The organism is Membranihabitans marinus (assembly GCF_019802045.1).
GTDB classification, from domain to species: domain Bacteria; phylum Bacteroidota; class Bacteroidia; order Chitinophagales; family Saprospiraceae; genus Membranihabitans; species Membranihabitans marinus_A.
Genome location: NZ_JAHVHU010000018.1, coordinates 61689 through 77984, shown reverse-complemented (window position 1 = coordinate 77984; position 16296 = coordinate 61689). Strand labels below are relative to the sequence as shown.

The 16296-nt window shown below is 44.1% G+C and carries 17 protein-coding genes; 5 read left to right on the top strand and 12 right to left on the bottom strand.

What is annotated here, in order from left to right; genetic code table 11:
- Positions 1 to 14: 14 nt before the first annotated feature.
- Both KUV50_RS17000 and KUV50_RS16995 read right to left on the bottom strand, forming a co-directional pair.
- Entirely contained in the window at positions 15 to 1301 is a 1287-nt protein-coding gene (locus KUV50_RS17000) for a DUF7033 domain-containing protein (RefSeq protein ID WP_222581391.1), read from the bottom strand.
- A 6-nt stretch (positions 1302 to 1307) separates the two neighbouring features.
- Positions 1308 to 2432, bottom strand: a complete 1125-nt coding sequence (locus tag KUV50_RS16995; protein WP_222581390.1) for a DegT/DnrJ/EryC1/StrS family aminotransferase — start codon at positions 2430 to 2432, stop codon at positions 1308 to 1310.
- A 65-nt stretch (positions 2433 to 2497) separates the two neighbouring features.
- On the opposite strand from KUV50_RS16995, the gene KUV50_RS16990 reads away from it, so the two are divergent.
- Positions 2498 to 2815, top strand: a complete 318-nt coding sequence (locus KUV50_RS16990) for a 2Fe-2S iron-sulfur cluster-binding protein (RefSeq protein ID WP_222581389.1) — start codon at positions 2498 to 2500, stop codon at positions 2813 to 2815.
- A gap of 74 nt (positions 2816 to 2889) precedes the next feature.
- Here KUV50_RS16990 and KUV50_RS16985 read toward each other — a convergent pair whose 3' ends face one another.
- Positions 2890 to 3264, bottom strand: coding sequence for an START-like domain-containing protein (locus KUV50_RS16985; RefSeq protein ID WP_222581388.1), 375 nt, complete (start codon positions 3262 to 3264; stop codon positions 2890 to 2892).
- 201 nt (positions 3265 to 3465) lie between these two features.
- Between KUV50_RS16985 and KUV50_RS16980 the strand changes: the two genes are divergently transcribed.
- Entirely contained in the window at positions 3466 to 4335 is an 870-nt protein-coding gene (locus KUV50_RS16980) for an RNA polymerase sigma factor RpoD/SigA (RefSeq protein WP_222581387.1), read from the top strand.
- Positions 4336 to 4401: 66 nt separating this feature from the next.
- On the opposite strand, the gene KUV50_RS16975 is transcribed toward KUV50_RS16980, so the two are convergent.
- The 8 genes from KUV50_RS16975 to KUV50_RS16940 form a co-directional block, all read right to left on the bottom strand.
- Positions 4402 to 5619, bottom strand: coding sequence for a bifunctional alpha/beta hydrolase/OsmC family protein (locus tag KUV50_RS16975; protein ID WP_222581386.1), 1218 nt, complete (start codon positions 5617 to 5619; stop codon positions 4402 to 4404).
- 108 nt (positions 5620 to 5727) lie between these two features.
- Positions 5728 to 6090, bottom strand: a complete 363-nt coding sequence (locus tag KUV50_RS16970; protein ID WP_222581385.1) for a DUF3887 domain-containing protein — start codon at positions 6088 to 6090, stop codon at positions 5728 to 5730.
- Between the two features lie 318 nt (positions 6091 to 6408).
- Positions 6409 to 7686 (bottom strand): threonine ammonia-lyase, encoded by a 1278-nt coding sequence (gene ilvA, locus KUV50_RS16965; RefSeq protein ID WP_222581384.1) that lies wholly within the window; start codon positions 7684 to 7686, stop codon positions 6409 to 6411.
- Position 7687: 1 nt separating this feature from the next.
- Entirely contained in the window at positions 7688 to 8734 is a 1047-nt protein-coding gene (gene ilvC, locus KUV50_RS16960) for a ketol-acid reductoisomerase (RefSeq protein WP_222581383.1), read from the bottom strand.
- Between the two features lie 14 nt (positions 8735 to 8748).
- Positions 8749 to 9291, bottom strand: a complete 543-nt coding sequence (gene ilvN / locus KUV50_RS16955; protein WP_222581382.1) for an acetolactate synthase small subunit — start codon at positions 9289 to 9291, stop codon at positions 8749 to 8751.
- A 3-nt stretch (positions 9292 to 9294) separates the two neighbouring features.
- Positions 9295 to 11049: a biosynthetic-type acetolactate synthase large subunit gene (gene ilvB, locus KUV50_RS16950; protein ID WP_222581381.1), complete on the bottom strand. Its 1755-nt coding sequence runs from the start codon at positions 11047 to 11049 to the stop codon at positions 9295 to 9297.
- A gap of 12 nt (positions 11050 to 11061) precedes the next feature.
- Positions 11062 to 12744, bottom strand: coding sequence for a dihydroxy-acid dehydratase (ilvD, locus tag KUV50_RS16945; RefSeq protein ID WP_222581380.1), 1683 nt, complete (start codon positions 12742 to 12744; stop codon positions 11062 to 11064).
- Positions 12745 to 12933: 189 nt separating this feature from the next.
- Positions 12934 to 13521, bottom strand: a complete 588-nt coding sequence (locus KUV50_RS16940) for a hypothetical protein (RefSeq protein ID WP_222581379.1) — start codon at positions 13519 to 13521, stop codon at positions 12934 to 12936.
- Positions 13522 to 13585: 64 nt separating this feature from the next.
- Here KUV50_RS16940 and rimO point away from each other — a divergent pair, with 64 nt between their 5' ends.
- From rimO to msrB, 3 genes are read left to right on the top strand one after another with little or no spacing between them, the layout of a single operon-like run.
- Entirely contained in the window at positions 13586 to 14893 is a 1308-nt protein-coding gene (gene rimO, locus KUV50_RS16935) for a 30S ribosomal protein S12 methylthiotransferase RimO (protein ID WP_222581378.1), read from the top strand.
- Positions 14890 to 15321: a hypothetical protein gene (locus tag KUV50_RS16930; protein ID WP_222581377.1), complete on the top strand. Its 432-nt coding sequence runs from the start codon at positions 14890 to 14892 to the stop codon at positions 15319 to 15321. The genes rimO and KUV50_RS16930 overlap by 4 nt, the downstream gene beginning before the upstream one ends.
- Before the next feature lies 1 nt (position 15322).
- Positions 15323 to 15832: a peptide-methionine (R)-S-oxide reductase MsrB gene (gene msrB / locus KUV50_RS16925; protein WP_222581376.1), complete on the top strand. Its 510-nt coding sequence runs from the start codon at positions 15323 to 15325 to the stop codon at positions 15830 to 15832.
- Positions 15833 to 16088: 256 nt separating this feature from the next.
- Here msrB and KUV50_RS16920 read toward each other — a convergent pair whose 3' ends face one another.
- Positions 16089 to 16241: a hypothetical protein gene (locus KUV50_RS16920; RefSeq protein WP_222581375.1), complete on the bottom strand. Its 153-nt coding sequence runs from the start codon at positions 16239 to 16241 to the stop codon at positions 16089 to 16091.
- Between the last annotated feature and the right edge of the window lie 55 nt (positions 16242 to 16296).

The window sequence follows — 16296 nt, the reverse complement described above, 5'->3', positions numbered from 1 at the left end:
TCTTTTGAAAAACATCAATTAAACGGCCTTGATTCTGAACCGATCTGAGTGGGGAGTACGCTATGCATAGAGCGCTGAGAATAAAAGAATTGGTGCCAATGTTCTACCTCGGCGGTATCGTGAAAGTCAAAGTGTGAATTGTGCAGTAAAATACTGAGTGTGCAAGCGTATTTGTGTTGATTTATAAACTCTTTCATTCTCGTCATCATTTCGCATTTATCCCATCCATAATAGGTTAGAAAAGTAGTGTCCATGAGGTGAAGTGGGATTTCAATAAACGAATACGGACGATTTTTAGGAATATTATAAGGATGAAAAGGACGACCAAAAGAATTGCGAAATCCATGATGTTCTGGAAATCCGAGGGAAGCATCGTATCTCAGACCTGAACTTTCGAGAGCCTTATAGTGCTTGGTTACATTCAATTTTAAAAAGTGATTGCGGTTGATCGTAACTTGATCGGGCAGTTTATTCATTTCATCGCGGAAAGAAGAATTGAATGCACTTTTATGCAGGCCGTTTTCTGATCCGGCCTGAACTATTTTGTTCCAAAGCCGGCGAACGTTCTTATTTTGAAAAGAGTAATCAGCATGATCGATGTAGTGATCATTTGTTGTTGCAGCTTTACCATGTTCTGTGATCCAAAAGAATAATGAATGAATACCAACTTGTTTTTCCAGTTGTAGGATCTGCTCGATGTTGTTCCATCGATGGGGACGTGTCAGCGCTTTGTATAGCAGACTAGGTATCCGGGTCCTTTGCCGGGTCCTGTAGGCCGTGATCAGGTCACTTTTCCAGGCACTGTACAAATAATCGATATCGTGTGACCACATGATGCGGCTGTTCATCCGGGGTGGTGATTTCCCGCAAATTTTTTGATACTGATGATCAAATATTTCCTGGACATAGTTGACTTCCATTAAATCATTGGCATATTGGATGGACTCCTGGTAGGGGTACCTTTGGTATTTATCCCATTTGTATTCGGGCAAGAGAGATTCATGCAGACTGTTCATCAGGTAAAACGCACAAGCGATAGGTTCTTCGTTTCTGAATTCATCCAAGCCTTCGGGAAGGCGATACCTGTCAACAATGTTGTTCACGCTCCCGTGTAGAATATCATCAAATGATTTGGAGATGGGGAATGGCCCATCGCGATCGATGATAAAAGGAAATTCCCTGAGATCCTGCGTGGTCAGCTGGGTAGACTCTGTAAAAATAGTCCACATGTAATGGGCTATGTTCTTTCGGTGCTCGGGAAGATTATAGCCCAGTATTTTAGCCGATTTTCTTGGATCCATTCTACTCTATTTAAAATAGGTAGTGATCGTCTGGGCGATGTATTCAATGGTTTCGGGTGTGAGTTCGGTATGCATCGGTAAAGAGATGACTTCGCGCGTCAATTCCAGTGAACGGCTGCAATCACCGTGGCGTGCCATTTTCCCTTGGAAGGCTTGTTGTTTATGCAAAGGCACTGGATAATAAATTCCATGCGGGATGTTTTTATCCTTTAAGCGTTGCGTAATAGGATCGCGGTGGTCATCCTGGATGCGGAGCGTGTATTGATGGAAGACGTGCCGGGAATATTCGACTTCCCGTGGAGTGATTATTTCAGGGATGTGTTCAAAGAAACTGTTGTACATATGAGCTGCTTTCCGCCGGGCTTGATTGTATTTGTCGAGATGTTTTAGTTTAACATTGAGAACGACGGCCTGGAGGGTGTCTAGTCGCGAATTGACACCGATAACATCATGATAGTAGCGCGTTTCCATACCGTGATTAGCAATGATCTGGATTTTTTTTGCCAAGGCATCATCCTGGGTGAAAAGTGCACCACCATCGCCATACGCACCCAGATTTTTTGAAGGAAAAAAGGAGGTGCATCCAATGTCACCGATGGTACCTAAAGCAGTTTTGCTTCCATTATTATTGTAATACGATCCTATGGCCTGTGCATTATCTTCTATGATGCGCAGGTCATGTTCCTCGGCGATGTTTTTTATGGCTGTCATGTCGCAGCTTTGACCGAAGAGGTGGACGGGTATGATGGCAGAAGTATCTGATGTAATGTTTTTTCGGATGCTGTCCGGATCAATGTTAAAGGTTTCTTTGGATACATCAGCAAATACGGGAACATAACCCAGAAGTGATACCACTTCCGCGGTGGCTATAAACGTGAAATCCGGGACGATAATTTCACTACCTGGAGGAAGATCAAGAGCCATCAATGCAATCTGAAGTGCATCGGTTCCATTGCCACAACCGATGACATGGCGACAGTCCAGGTATTCCTGGAGGTTCGTCTCGAAGTCTCTGACCTGGGGACCTTTGATGAAAGCGGCCGAGTCAAGAACAGCTTTCATGCCTTGGTCTATTTCATGTTGAATGGCTTTATATTGGCTTTGCAAATCAACCATTTGAATATTTCTCATAATCTAATATTGAATGTGTGGATAAAATTGCCAGGATTGTATATTTGCATCCTAAAACAGGAACAATGATAAAAATAACGATTATCGACCGTGAAGATACAAAACATCCTATTGAGGTACCCACGGACATGGGGTTGAATTTGATGGAAGTTTGTAAGGCAAGTGATTTGCCTGTTTTGGGAACATGCGGCGGCATGGCGCTTTGCTCCACCTGTCACGTGTATGTAGTGGAGGGGGATAACCTTCCTGATCCTTCTGATGCAGAGGAAGATATGCTTGACCAGGCTTTCTTCGTGGAAGAGAATAGCCGCTTAGGCTGTCAGCTCACGATCAGCGATGCCCTGGACGGCATGGTATTTAAATTGGCACCAGCTGCAGAATAGCAGTTGACTGCAGCTGCTATGAAAAATTCCATGTGGGCCGGCAGAACTTGGTTCAATTGTTTTTAAGTGCTAATCTATCCACCGGTTTCCCGTCGCAATTTTTCAATCTGTGAATCCCATAGGTCTTTTTGTTCCTCTACTTCATCATCATCGCAATGATCGGTAATGGTTAGAATGGTTTCATTAGTCACCGGTGAAGTGCCTATTTTGAATTCAAAGAATTCTTCCGGGTATTCTTCCCATTGGAATCGCACGCGCTCTTCTTCGATGTCATCAATCATAAAAGCGGTCTCTTCAAAACCATTCCATTCGAACGTATAAGTATCGCCTGTAATGTCTACACTCTCACAGAACCAACGTACTAGGCAGGATGGTGTCGTGAGAAATTTATACAAAATAGTGGGCGAAGCTTTGAATAAAAACTCAATATCGAAAGAAACTCTTTGCATTGTAATTTGTTTTAAGGGCAAAAGAAAATTTAATTTCCCCATATTACCAAATTATTTCAAGCTTTTTTATTCTTTGGAACTAATTTTGCATTCTAAACATTTGTCATTTGTGATGGTTAAAGTGAATGGAATAAATGGTAAAGTGGTATCTTTGCAAATTATTTCAGGAATTGTATTTACTATATATAAGAAAAAATTTACATGAGGCAGTTAAAAATTACCAAGTCGATTACGAACCGGGAGAGTCAATCTCTTGAGAAATACTTACAGGAAATAGGCAAAGTGGATTTGCTTACGCCTGAAGAAGAAGTGGATTTGGCAAAAAGAATTAAACAAGGTGATCAGCAAGCTCTGGAGAACTTAACCAAGGCTAACTTGCGATTTGTGGTGTCCGTAGCCAAGCAGTATCAAAACCAAGGACTGTCATTGAGTGACTTGATCAATGAAGGCAATCTTGGTCTTATCAAAGCTGCTAAACGATTTGATGAGACACGGGGTTTCAAATTTATTTCCTATGCAGTGTGGTGGATCCGGCAGTCTATTCTGCAGGCACTGGCCGAGCAATCAAGAATAGTGCGTTTGCCGCTGAACAAAGTAGGATCCCTGAACAAGATCAATAGAGCCTTTTCTCAGCTAGAGCAGGAATATGAGCGAGAACCGAGTTCGGATGAATTGGCTGAGATCCTGGAAATAGGATCGGAGGAAGTGGAGAAGACACTCGGGGTAGCTGCCCGGCACGTTTCCATGGATGCACCTTTTGTGGATGGAGAGGATAACTCCTTGTTGGATGTGCTCGAGAATGATAACATTCACAGCACCGATAAGAAGTTGGAATACAATGAATCTCTTAGGACGGAAATAGCACGATCCCTTAACACACTCACCGAACGTCAGTGCGATGTGGTCAAGTTGTATTTTGGAATCGGGGAGGAGCATCCCATGTCGCTGGAAGACATTGGAGACCGATTTGGTTTGACTCGGGAGAGAGTGCGTCAGATCAAGGACAAGGCCATCAATAAACTTCGGTCTGTTTCACGAAGTAAATTACTAAAACATTACTTGGGTAGCTAAGTTGATTATATAGAATTAAAATTCCTTAGACCCTTCCCAATTCAGGGGAGGGTCTTTTTTTAAGCCCTATTTTATTAATTCAGTGATGATTTTGTTGGTGGTGGAAAGTGTTTTGTGCACCGGACATTTATCAGCAATCTCCAGGAGACGGTCTATTTGTTGCTGATCAAGGGCTCCTTTTACTTCGATGTATCGACGAAAAACGTCAATCTTAGCTTTCTTTTTGTCGTTTTCCGGAAGATCATCGGCATGTTCTTTATTATTTTCTACATGTACCTCGACCTCTTTCAGGTCCCATTTTTTTCGGTTGGCGTACATCCGCAAGGTCATGGCAGTGCACGTTCCAAGAGCTGCCGATAACATGTCATAGGGTGTCGGTCCCAGATTCTCACCCCCGATGCGGAGTGGTTCATCCGCTATCCAATGGTGGTTTCCAGACCAGATTTGCGTCGTGTAACCGGGTTCGGATATTCGCGATATGGTTTGATAAGGTGTTTTAACCGCCGGACTTGTTTCCGGCTGAATCCCCAAATGGTGGTCAGCCCAGTTCGCGATCATAGCAGCCGTGTAGTGGACAAAACGCTTTTCACTCAGCATGTGGTCAGATTGGTCGAGAGAGAGAAAACTTTTGGGGTGGTGGGCAGCTTTATAGATCTGGGCAGCATTTTGAATACCTACCACACGGTCTTGTGGTGAATGAAAAATAAGCAATGGCTTTTTTAAATCTTCCAGTCCTTTCATGTGGCTGTGTTGTTGGATGTCATCGAGAAATTGGCGTTTGATCCTGATCGAATTGGGACCGAGTTGGATTTGAGCATGACCTTTTTGATTTATTTCCTCCAGATGGTCACTGAGGATATGGTCGATATGACTCGGATCATAGGGGCTGCCGATGGTACATACGCCCTTGATCTCATCGAGTTCACCCGCTGCAACCAATGCTGCCGTGCCTCCCCATGAATGACCAATCAGCAGGCTGGCAGGTTCGTAATGGTCGGACAAGTAACCGGCTGCTTCGATAATGTCGGAAACATTCGAAGTGAAATTGGTCTGGCTGAAGGCTCCTTCGCTCTCCCCAATCCCTGTAAAGTCAAATCGCATAACGGCCACATTATGCAACGCCAGTTGCCTGGCCACATGCCGTGCAGCATATGCATTTTTCCCGCAGGTGAAGCAATGTGCAAAAATAGCGTAGGACTTGATCTGTCCCTCTGGTGGGAATTCGATGCGTGCGGATAATTGTTCTCCATGTTGATTCTGGAAAGAAATTTTTTTGCTTTTCATAGTTGCCTTATTTGGATATCTGAAGATGAGGTGAGTCTTGACGAGCAGGTAAAAAAAAAGCAGTATCAATTGGGATCAATACTGCTTTTTTCGTAAAATGAACGACTTCTATTTTTTTGGTGAAAAGTTGAGTGCTACTAACCGGCGCTGATCATCGAGCGAGATTCGTATTAATAAGGTGCCTTTTTCGGCCGTCGCCTGATATACGCCAAAATTTTGTTGAAATTTTATAAACTGACATTCAGTTATCTTGCCATACTTATTCCGCACATTCGAGAGATATTTCTGAGACTCTTCCTGATTTTGAAATTTACGAAGTACCGGGGAATACATCTCATAGACGCCTGCGTAATTCTCCGCATTGAACATCCGAATCAGACCGTCCGATACGTTTTTATAGGTTTCGTTTTCCTTTTGACCAAACGCTATCAGCGGAATAATCAGGCAAATAGATAAAAATAGATTCTTCATTCTTTTTAATTGTTGACGGTTTAGAAGGCTTTTGGAGGCTTACCAGAATGTTAAACTTCACAAAGGAGCCCAACGCTTTGTCTGGCAACGCTTCTGCATCATTCATATGATTCTAAACATACGAAAAATTAGATCCAATTTCAAGTCCGGAAGGATTTCAGATCCAACCGGATTCTTATGTATGAAACGAGATAGCAAGAATGAATAGGTATAAACGAGCTGTTAAAGTTATCTGCAACACGAACTGTTACCGGGGGTCCGCACATGAGTCCTGGGGAGGCTGGCGGATAAATAAAACACAAATAAATGAGGAGACGACTAGCCAATCAAGAGTTCAAATAAAGTAGAATCGTCATTTAGATTGTGAAAACTAATGTCGTATTTCTTCATACGGTCGATCAAACCCTGGTAATCATTCACTTCGTTCAGTTCAATACCCACAATGGCAGGGCCAGATTCACGGCTTGTTTTTTTGACGTATTCGAAGAATGCAATATCATCCCTTGGCCCCAGCACATTGTTCAGGAAATCGCGCAATGCCCCGGCTCTTTGTGGAAAATTGATGATAAAATAATGTTTTAATCCTTCGTAAATGAGTGATTTTTCCTTGATTTCTTCCGTTCGGGTTATGTCATTGTTCCCGCCACTGATGACGCAAACCACATTTTTCCCTTTGATCTGATACTTATAAAAATCCAATGCAGAAATACTCATGGCGCCGGCGGGTTCTACGACAATAGCCTCTTCATTGTACATTTGAAGAATGGTCGTGCATACTTTGCCTTCCGGAATCAGGGTAATGTCATCGATCACTTCTTTACAGATCTCAAAGGTTCTTTCACCAGCACGTCGCACTGCCGCCCCATCAATGAACGGGTCAATGTTTTCCAGCGTCACCAGGTGATTTTGGCGCAAGGATTCATACATGGCAGGAGCGCCCTCCGGTTCCAGTCCGATGATTCGTGTCGAAGGACTGTGCTTTTTGAATACGGTTCCCACGCCACTTGCCAAGCCACCTCCTCCTATAGGCAGAAAAAGATAATCAATATCAAATGATTGAGATTTTTCAAGTATTTCCAATCCAACTGTGCCCTGACCTGCGATGATGTGCGGATCATCAAATGGATGAATAAAGACCTTATGGTTGGTCTTCGCATCTTCCATGGCCAATCGATACGAGTCGTCAAAGGTGTCACCGACCAAATGAATGGTTACGAGTGATCTACCAAAGAACTCCACCTTTTTAACCTTTTGGTTTGGGGTTGTGTTGGGCATATATATGGTGCCTGGCACATTCAGCATCCTGCAGGATAATGCAACTCCCTGTGCATGGTTACCGGCGCTGGCGCAGACGATCCCATTCTGTAATGCATCCGGGTCTACTGAAGCCATTTTATTGTAGGCTCCTCTTATTTTATAGGATCGTACCTTCTGCATATCTTCCCGCTTGAGCCATACATTGCATTCATAGCGTTCAGATAAGACTTCGCTGCGTACTAGCGGCGTGTATTGAACGACGGCAGAAAGATTTTCTGCCGCCTGTTCAATCATTTCCATATTTAGCAGAGATGAATCTGCTAGTATTGCTTTGGACATATCAGGCATTTTCAGGTCGCAGTTTGCGCACTTGCTTGCCCGCTTGCCACAATTCGGAATCGTGAAGCTCTGCCAATTCTACCTCCAGTTTTTCTCGATAGTCCGGTTGACTATTGGAATCGATCGATAGTTTGGCTTCTTTTCCGGAGGCTACACTGGCGTACAGATCTTCAAATACCGGAGCCACAGCATCGCGGAATTTATCTTTCCAGTCCAAGGCGCCACGTTGTGCTGTGGTACTGCAGTTGGCGTACATCCAGTCCATGCCATTTTCAGCTACCAGAGGCATGAGCGATTGGGTTAACTCTTCGACGGTTTCATTGAAAGCTTCCGAAGGGGAGTGTCCGTTTTTTCTCAATACGTTGTATTGTGCTTCGAACAATCCTTGAATAGCACCCATAAGGCTTCCACGCTCACCAGTCAGATCACTGTACACTTCGCGTTTGAAAGTAGTCTCAAACAGGTAGCCCGAACCGACGGCAATACCCAATGCAACAACCCGGTCTCTGGCTTTGCCTGTGGCATCCTGATGGATTGCAAAACTGGAGTTGAGTCCTCTTCCTTCAAGGAAGAATCTGCGCAGTGAAGTTCCCGAGCCTTTGGGGGCTACCAGGATCACATCTACACCCTCTGGTGGTATAATGTTGGTCTGATCATTGTAGGTGATTCCAAACCCGTGAGAAAAATAAAGCGCCTTTCCAGGGGTCAATTTTTCTTTGACCGTCGGCCACAGCTCGATTTGAGCAGCATCGGATAGCAGATACATAATAATGGTTCCTTTTTCCAGTGCTTCTTCTATTGAGAAGAGGGTTTCTCCAGGAACAAATCCATCCTCGATGGCTTTATCATACGATTTCGATGGTTTTCGCTGACCGACGATAACATTAATTCCGTTGTCACGAAGATTAAGCGCTTGTCCTGGTCCCTGTACGCCATATCCTATGACGGCAATCACTTCATCTTTTAAGGTTTCCTGGGCTTTCGCCAGGGGAAATTCATCTCTGGTTACGACGGACTCTTCGACACCGCCAAAATTCATTTTTGCCATTTCGTTAAAGTTTTTTAATGGTTTTCTATTGCTAATTTTTGAATGGATTCCAAGTATCTGTTCAGGGGTTCCATTTGCTTGGTAACCGCAACACGCCCTGAACGTACAAATTCATAGATGCCGATATCTTTTAAATCGGCGAGTAAATTGTCAATTTCTTCTTCATGACCAGTTTTTTCGATCATTACAAAATCCTGGTCCAGCGACAAGACATGCGCCTGATGCCGCCGCAGCAACCGCTCTACTTTTAGGCTATCGTTGAATTTACTGGCCGGTACTTTGAAAAGCGCAATCTCCTGGTATACGATCTCATCTGAAAAGTAATAAAATGCTTTCAGAACGTCCACAGAACGTTCGAGCGCAAGCACCAGTTTTTTGACCTTTTCTTCTTCCATCTCGACCACTATCGTAAATCGGTGAATGTCTTTCACCGAGGAGTGTGATGTCGTCAGACTGATAATATTGATGTGGCGTTTTGTAAAGTTACCGACTACCCTTTGAACGATGCCCGGAAAATCTTCCGTAAAAATAGATATGGTGAATTCTTCCTTTTTCATAATTTATTCTTTTTCCAGAATCATATCAGCTGGAGTGGATCCCGAAGGTACCATCGGGAAAATATTCTCTTCTTTTTCTACCATGATGTGGAGCAAATAAGGACCATCTGTCGCTAGCATAGTTTCCAGACCTTCTTGTAAAGCTCCAATTTCTGTAATTTTCTTTCCGGGTACCCCAAATCCGTCAGCTATTTTTATGAAATCAGGATTCTGCAAAGCTACTGAAGAATATCGTCGATCAAAAAATAATTGTTGCCATTGTCGAACCATTCCAAGATATTCGTTGTCCAGAATAATCACTTTTACCCCTACATTGTATTGAGAGAGCATACCCAGTTCTTGCAAGGTCATTTGAAACCCGCCATCACCGCATATACATATGACTTCTTTATCAGGCCGTCCGACTTTGGCACCAAATGCTGCCGGCAAGCCAAACCCCATGGTTCCGGCTCCCCCGGACGTAACGAACATATTTCGGCCCATCGCTTTGTAGTACCGTGCAGCGGCCATTTGATGTTGACCGACATCCGTAACAATGATGGCCTTTCCGTTTGTCATTTCAGCCAGTAAATTTATGACCTGACCCATTCTGATGTTTTTGTCGTCCGGTTCGATACTGGTTGCCCGATCGATGACTTTTTTCTTTTCTGTCTCGTAGAGTTTGTGAAACTCATTGATCCAGTCATCATGATTTTTCGCATCGACCAGGTGGATTAATTTTTTAAGGGTCATACCTGCATCCGCACAAATTCCTACTTCTGCGGGAACATTTTTATCGATTTCTGCCGGATCTATTTCGATGTGAATCACTCGGGCTTGTGTCGCAAATTTGCTGACATCTCCCGTAACCCGGTCATCAAACCGCATTCCGATGGCAATTAATACATCACATTCTGCAGTTTGGAGGTTCGGTCCGTAATTGCCATGCATCCCCAGCATGCCAATGTTGAGCGGATGATCCTCGTCCAGAACTCCCATGCCGTGGACCGTCCAGCCAACAGGAATATTTGTTTTTTCAACGAATTCCTTAAAAATGTCCTGCGCGCCGGAAATATGAATGCCATGGCCCGCCAAAATATAGGGACGCTGGGCATTGTTGATCATTTGAGCAGCTTTTTTGAGCTGTTCATCCAGTGGTTTTCGCAGCGGTCGGTACGATCTGATTTTTTTGACCTGTTTGTAAACGAAATCCAACATGCCGAACTGTGCATTTTTGGTAATATCGATCAATACGGGTCCGGGCCTGCCGCTGTTTGCAATATAAAATGCTTTGGCAAATATTTCCGGGATCTCCTCTGCCCGAGTGATCTGATAGTTCCACTTGGTTACCGCCATCGTACAACTGATAACATCGGTCTCCTGAAATGCATCGGTACCCAATAATTCACTGGAAACCTGCCCTGAAATACAGACGAGTGGTGTCGAATCCAACATGGCGTCAGCTAAGCCTGTGATGAGGTTTGTAGCGCCAGGCCCCGACGTAACCATGACCACCCCTGGTTTACGCAATACACGGGCGTATCCTTCTGCTGCATGAATCCCACCCTGTTCGTGCCGGGGAAGAATATGGCGCATGGTCTTCATGTAATGAAAAAGTGCATCATACACGGGCATGATAGCCCCGCCCGGATAACCAAAGATAGTGTCTACGCCTTCTGCAAGCAGGCATTTGATAACGGCTTCTGCCCCGCTGATGTTTTTCTGTTGATCTTTCGAGATAACATCTTCGAGTTCAATGGAATTTTTAACATTTATCATGTCATCAGTTTTTTAAGCTTGATCAGTTACGCACCCTTCACTGGCTGTAGAAACCAAGGTAGCATATTTTTTTAAGTACCCGTTCTTTGCACGCAAGGGTGGTGCGGTCCAATTTTCACGTCTCTTATTCAGTTCTTCCTCGGTCAATTCAACCTGGATGATATTTTTCTCGGCATTAATCTCAATAATATCTCCGTTTTGAAGCAATCCGATGGTGCCTCCTATTTGTGCTTCCGGGGTAATGTGCCCTACAACATAGCCATGGGTTCCTCCGGAAAAACGTCCATCCGTAATCAGAGCAACCTTGTCTCCCAGACCTTCGCCCATGATGGCTGAGGTCGGCTTGAGCATTTCCGGCATTCCCGGTCCTCCTTTCGGACCACAATACCGGATTACGACCACATCCCCGGCTACTATTTCCTGGTCAATGATGGCTTTGTTTGCTTCTTTCTCAGAGTCATAAACTTTGGCCGGACCCCGGAACCGGGTTCCTTCTTTCCCCGTAATTTTCGATACCGCACCTTCTGTTGCTAAGTTACCATAAAGTATTTGAAGGTGCCCGGTATTCTTTACCGGATGTGTGATAGAATGTATTACTTCCTGGCCTTCTTCCATTCCTTCTACTTCTTCCAGCACTTCGCCAACTGTCTTCCCTGTGACCGTGAGACAATTCCCATCGATCATATCTTCTTTTAGCATCATTTTCATCACACCTGGTACTCCGCCTATCTTATAGAGGTCTTCCATGACGTACACGCCGCTGGGTTTGAGATCTGCCAACAAGGGCGTGCGATCACTGACTCGTTGGAAGTCTTCCAGTGTCAAATCGATACCTGCCGTTTTAGCCATGGCCAGCAAGTGCAACACAGCATTGGTAGATCCACCCAACACGGTCACCAATGCAATGGCATTCTCAAATGAAGTTTTGGTCAGAATGTCAGAGGGCTTCAGATCTTTTTCCAGTGCGATTCGGATGGCTTTTCCGACACGGGCCATTTCCTTCATTTTATCCGGACTGTTCGCCGGAATGGATGAGTTATAAGTCAGGCTGAGCCCCAGCATTTCTATTGCTGATGCCATGGTGTTTGCGGTGTACATTCCACCACATGCACCCGGTCCTGGAATAGCATTTTCTATGACCTCGAAATATTCTTTTTCGGTGATGTTTCCTGCGCTGAATTGACCCAGAGCTTCAAAAACGGAAACAACATCCAGTTTTTTACCACCCAATATCCCCGGGGCAATGGTTCCCCCGTATACCATGATCGATGGGCGGTCCAGTCGGGTCATCCCCATCATGGCGCCAGGCATGTTTTTATCACAGCCCACCACTGTGATGAGCGCATCATAATACTGCGCTGAACATACTGTTTCAATGGAGTCAGCGATGATTTCACGACTGGGCAGCGAAAACCGCATCCCATCTGTTCCCATGGATATTCCGTCACTGACCCCTATCGTATGAAAAATCAGTCCGATCAGATCTTCGGCTTGAACCCCTTTTTTGATTTCTTTGGCAAGGTCATTCAGATGCATATTGCAGGGGTTGCCTTCCCAACCAGTACTGACAATACCGACTTGTGCTTTATCAAAGTCTTCATTATCAAGGCCTACCGCATGAAGCATCGCCTGTGCAGCAGGCTGTGTAGGATCTTTGGTTAACCGTCGGCTATATTTGTTTAAATCTTTACTCATTTCTGTGTTTTATTCTTTCTATACGAAGATAAGAAGAACTCTGTTTTTGTGGCCATTTAATTGAGATTGGCTTACAACGTTCTATCCCTATGGATATGCTGTAAGGTGCACACAATCAATGGTATGTAATTTTGTGGATTACATTCTTTAGGATGTTGCAGGTGTTAATATTCTCATTAAATGACGGATTTATCGGTATCTGTTGCGATAATCATGCCGGAATAAAAAAGCTATTCCTGCATGTAAGTACCCGCCACGACCAGATGCCTCGGATATGGAGTGGATCTGATCATATCCAATTTGAGGCGTAATTGTCAAAAGATCCGACCATCCAAAATCCACCCCCAAAGATATGCCGATTCCGAACAACTGATCATAAGCTTCGGGCGATTCAGCATTAATATTTGCACTCCACGAGGGCGTCAACCGGATAAAAAAACCTTTCTGAAACCAAAAAGAATTTTTCGAAAACGTGGGGCAGTCACAGTCATTGACAAAGTCCAGTGGGTATATCGATACCGGAACAGTGATGCCCAGGTTCTGGTAATCGGTACGTTCTTCATTGCTTAAATTTTGGAAAAGTATACCTGGCAAAAATTCCAGCCTGTACCGTTTTAAACGGGTCCAGTAATGGACCGATGCATTCAGTTGATTGGAGACCGGCCACGCAGCCTCCTGGTTTAATCCCGAATGATAGGTTGATTGCAGGCTAATCTGGGCTGATCCCGGGGAAAATAGTCCCCCTATAAAAAGAATTAATAGAAAAAATCGATTCACTTTATGCTCATTTACTAAACAAAACGCCAAATTTGTCCTTTCAAGTTTATAAAGGCGGAATATTGTGAGAACAAAAGGAATTCACGAGCAAAAAGTAAAGGTCATCACCCTGGGATGTTCCAAGAATCTGGTTGATTCTGAGAATATTATGACCCAGCTTCAAGCGAATGAGATAGAAGCGGTTCATGAAGGGACTGATGACTGTGATGTGGCCATCATTAATACCTGTGGTTTCATCGATTTGGCGAAAGAGGAGTCTGTGAACACTATCTTGGATTATGTAGACCGGAAACAGAAAGGCCAAGTCGAAAAAGTGTATGTGACCGGTTGCTTGAGTCAACGGTATAAGGAGGATCTGAAAAGAGAAATTCCAGACGTGGATGCCTGGTTTGGTACGATGGAGTTACCAGCACTCTTGCAGAAGTTTGAAACGGATTACCGGCATGATCTGATTGGCGATCGTTTTCTCACTACGGTGGATCACTACGCGTATCTAAAAATCTCAGAAGGGTGCAACCGTACCTGTGCGTTTTGTGCAATACCACTAATGCGGGGCAAACATGTTTCCCAACCCATCGAACGTCTGGTAGATCAGGCCCGTCACTTTGCGCGCCGCGGAGTTCGTGAATTGGTGTTGATCGCTCAGGAATTAACCTACTATGGGCTGGATATTTATAAGAAAAGAGCCCTGCCGGAATTATTGACCGCTTTGTCAGAAGTGGAAGGCATCGATTGGATCCGGCTGCATTACGCTTACCCGACCAAGTTTCCACTTGAGATTCTTGACGTGATGCGCGAACAACCCAAAGTCTGCAATTATCTCGATATCCCTTTGCAGCATGCTGCTAACGCGGTCCTAAAACGGATGCGTCGACAGATCACTCGGGAAGAGACCGAAGCGTTGCTTCAAACTATTCGATCGGCGGTTCCGGGTATTGCTGTGCGGACGACAATGTTGGTTGGCTTTCCGGGAGAAACGGAGTCGGATTTTGAGGAATTGGTCGATTTTGTGAAAGAGCAAGAATTTGATCGACTCGGAGTATTTGCATACAGTCATGAAGAGGACACCGCAGCCCACGATTTTGAAGATGATGTACCGGAAGAAGTGAAGACGGACAGAGTCAACCGATTAATGGAGATTCAACGAAATATTTCCTTGAAGAAAAATCATCAACGCATCGGAGCGCGCATGCGCGTGTTGGTGGACCGGAAAGAAGGGGAGTATTTTTATGGTCGTTCTGAATTTGACTCACCGGAAGTGGATAATGAAATTCTCATACCTGCTGAATCATTCGTCCGCATTGGTGATTTTGTGGATGTAAAAATATACGATGCCCTGGAATATGATCTTTTTGGTAAACCAATATCATGATAGAGACCGCCAAGTTTAAGAATCCATTTTATATGGCTGCCGGTTTGCTGCTGGTTTTTCTGGTCATATTCGTTCTCCACTATCTTTATGTTTTGATGGCCGGTGAAACAATGGATTTGCTGAATATTTGGGTGTATATGATGGCGGCCGGTATGGTGTTCTCCATATTCTCTACGATCAATCTGCTGTATGCAAAGAACACCGGAAAATACTATAACAAGACGTTGATGGCGTTTGCGGGCCTCGTGATCATAGGCGTCCTGTTAGCTACTTGGATCAGTGGCGAAAATATTTTTGATCTGGAAACCTATCGCAATGTGTTTTTGTTTGTGATTATAGCCTTTTTGGTTTTTATTTCCGTGGCTTCCCTGATCAAACAGGTAGAGAATTGGTCGAGGAAAAAAGACGAGGACTTTTTAAATAAATAATATGAATCGTAATAACCCATATTTTTTCGTGGTCCTAATGAGTATAGTAGGGCTAATGAGCTGCAATCCATCTTCCGGACAATCAGAGTTCCTCAATGAAAAAGCGGCTGATATTGAAAAGATTGAAAAGACGGATGATGAATGGAAAAAGGAGCTCCCTGAAATGACTTATTTTGTCATGCGTGAAGCGGGAACGGAGCGGGCATTTACCGGAAAGCTCCTAAAGAATAAAGAAGAAGGGACGTATGTATGTGGCGCCTGTGAACTTCCTTTGTTTAGTTCGGAGACCAAGTTCAAATCGGGCACTGGATGGCCGAGCTTTTACCAGCCGATTAAACCGGGATATGTCCTGGAAAAAGAAGACAATTCTTTGGGTGTGAAGCGCATTGAAGTGCTGTGTGCGCGATGTGATGGTCACTTGGGGCATGTGTTCAATGACGGGCCAGAACCGACCGGACTCCGTTATTGTCTGAATTCTGCGGCGTTGGGGTTTGAAGCGGAGAAGCCGTGACGCAGTTATTCGTTACTGGTTATTAAGTTATTTGTTGTACAGATATCCCGTGATTTGGTTATCAGTTACTAAGCTATTCGTTTCGTTATCCGTTACAAAGTTATTCACTCAATAACTCAATAACTCAATAACTCAATAACTCAATAACACAATAACCCAATAACCATTTCACCTGGACTCCATATCCTTTTGTATAGTAAGTACGAATTTCTTTGGTACGTCAAGCATTTTACAAATTAAAGGAATTCCTAATCCTTCACGTAGCATGATGCGAGTGGTTGTAGTTTTTAGTTCTTTCTCTGTTTCCACACGTCCCTTTTTCAAGGCTTTTTTCCAGGCCTTTTTCTTCAGCTAATTGTAAGATTTGTTCTTCTATTCCCATGGTTGTATGATCTGGTAATATATTCATAACTTCTTTCTCGTACCATAAGTTCATTTCGATTATACCCTTCCAAAGTATGTCG

Bases quoted from the DNA above. Each gene is read 5' to 3' on its own strand.
- KUV50_RS17000 (WP_222581391.1), bottom strand. From the start codon at position 1,301: ATGGATCCAAGAAAATCGGCTAAAATACTGGGCTATAATCTTCCCGAG.
- KUV50_RS16995 (WP_222581390.1), bottom strand. From the start codon at position 2,432: ATGAGAAATATTCAAATGGTTGATTTGCAAAGCCAATATAAAGCCATT.
- KUV50_RS16990 (WP_222581389.1), top strand. From the start codon at position 2,498: ATGATAAAAATAACGATTATCGACCGTGAAGATACAAAACATCCTATT.
- KUV50_RS16985 (WP_222581388.1), bottom strand. From the start codon at position 3,264: ATGCAAAGAGTTTCTTTCGATATTGAGTTTTTATTCAAAGCTTCGCCC.
- KUV50_RS16980 (WP_222581387.1), top strand. From the start codon at position 3,466: ATGAGGCAGTTAAAAATTACCAAGTCGATTACGAACCGGGAGAGTCAA.
- KUV50_RS16975 (WP_222581386.1), bottom strand. From the start codon at position 5,619: ATGAAAAGCAAAAAAATTTCTTTCCAGAATCAACATGGAGAACAATTA.
- KUV50_RS16970 (WP_222581385.1), bottom strand. From the start codon at position 6,090: ATGAAGAATCTATTTTTATCTATTTGCCTGATTATTCCGCTGATAGCG.
- ilvA (WP_222581384.1), bottom strand. From the start codon at position 7,686: ATGTCCAAAGCAATACTAGCAGATTCATCTCTGCTAAATATGGAAATG.
- ilvC (WP_222581383.1), bottom strand. From the start codon at position 8,734: ATGGCAAAAATGAATTTTGGCGGTGTCGAAGAGTCCGTCGTAACCAGA.
- ilvN (WP_222581382.1), bottom strand. From the start codon at position 9,291: ATGAAAAAGGAAGAATTCACCATATCTATTTTTACGGAAGATTTTCCG.
- ilvB (WP_222581381.1), bottom strand. From the start codon at position 11,049: ATGATAAATGTTAAAAATTCCATTGAACTCGAAGATGTTATCTCGAAA.
- ilvD (WP_222581380.1), bottom strand. From the start codon at position 12,744: ATGAGTAAAGATTTAAACAAATATAGCCGACGGTTAACCAAAGATCCT.
- KUV50_RS16930 (WP_222581377.1), top strand. From the start codon at position 14,890: ATGATAGAGACCGCCAAGTTTAAGAATCCATTTTATATGGCTGCCGGT.
- msrB (WP_222581376.1), top strand. From the start codon at position 15,323: ATGAATCGTAATAACCCATATTTTTTCGTGGTCCTAATGAGTATAGTA.
- KUV50_RS16920 (WP_222581375.1), bottom strand. From the start codon at position 16,241: ATGAATATATTACCAGATCATACAACCATGGGAATAGAAGAACAAATC.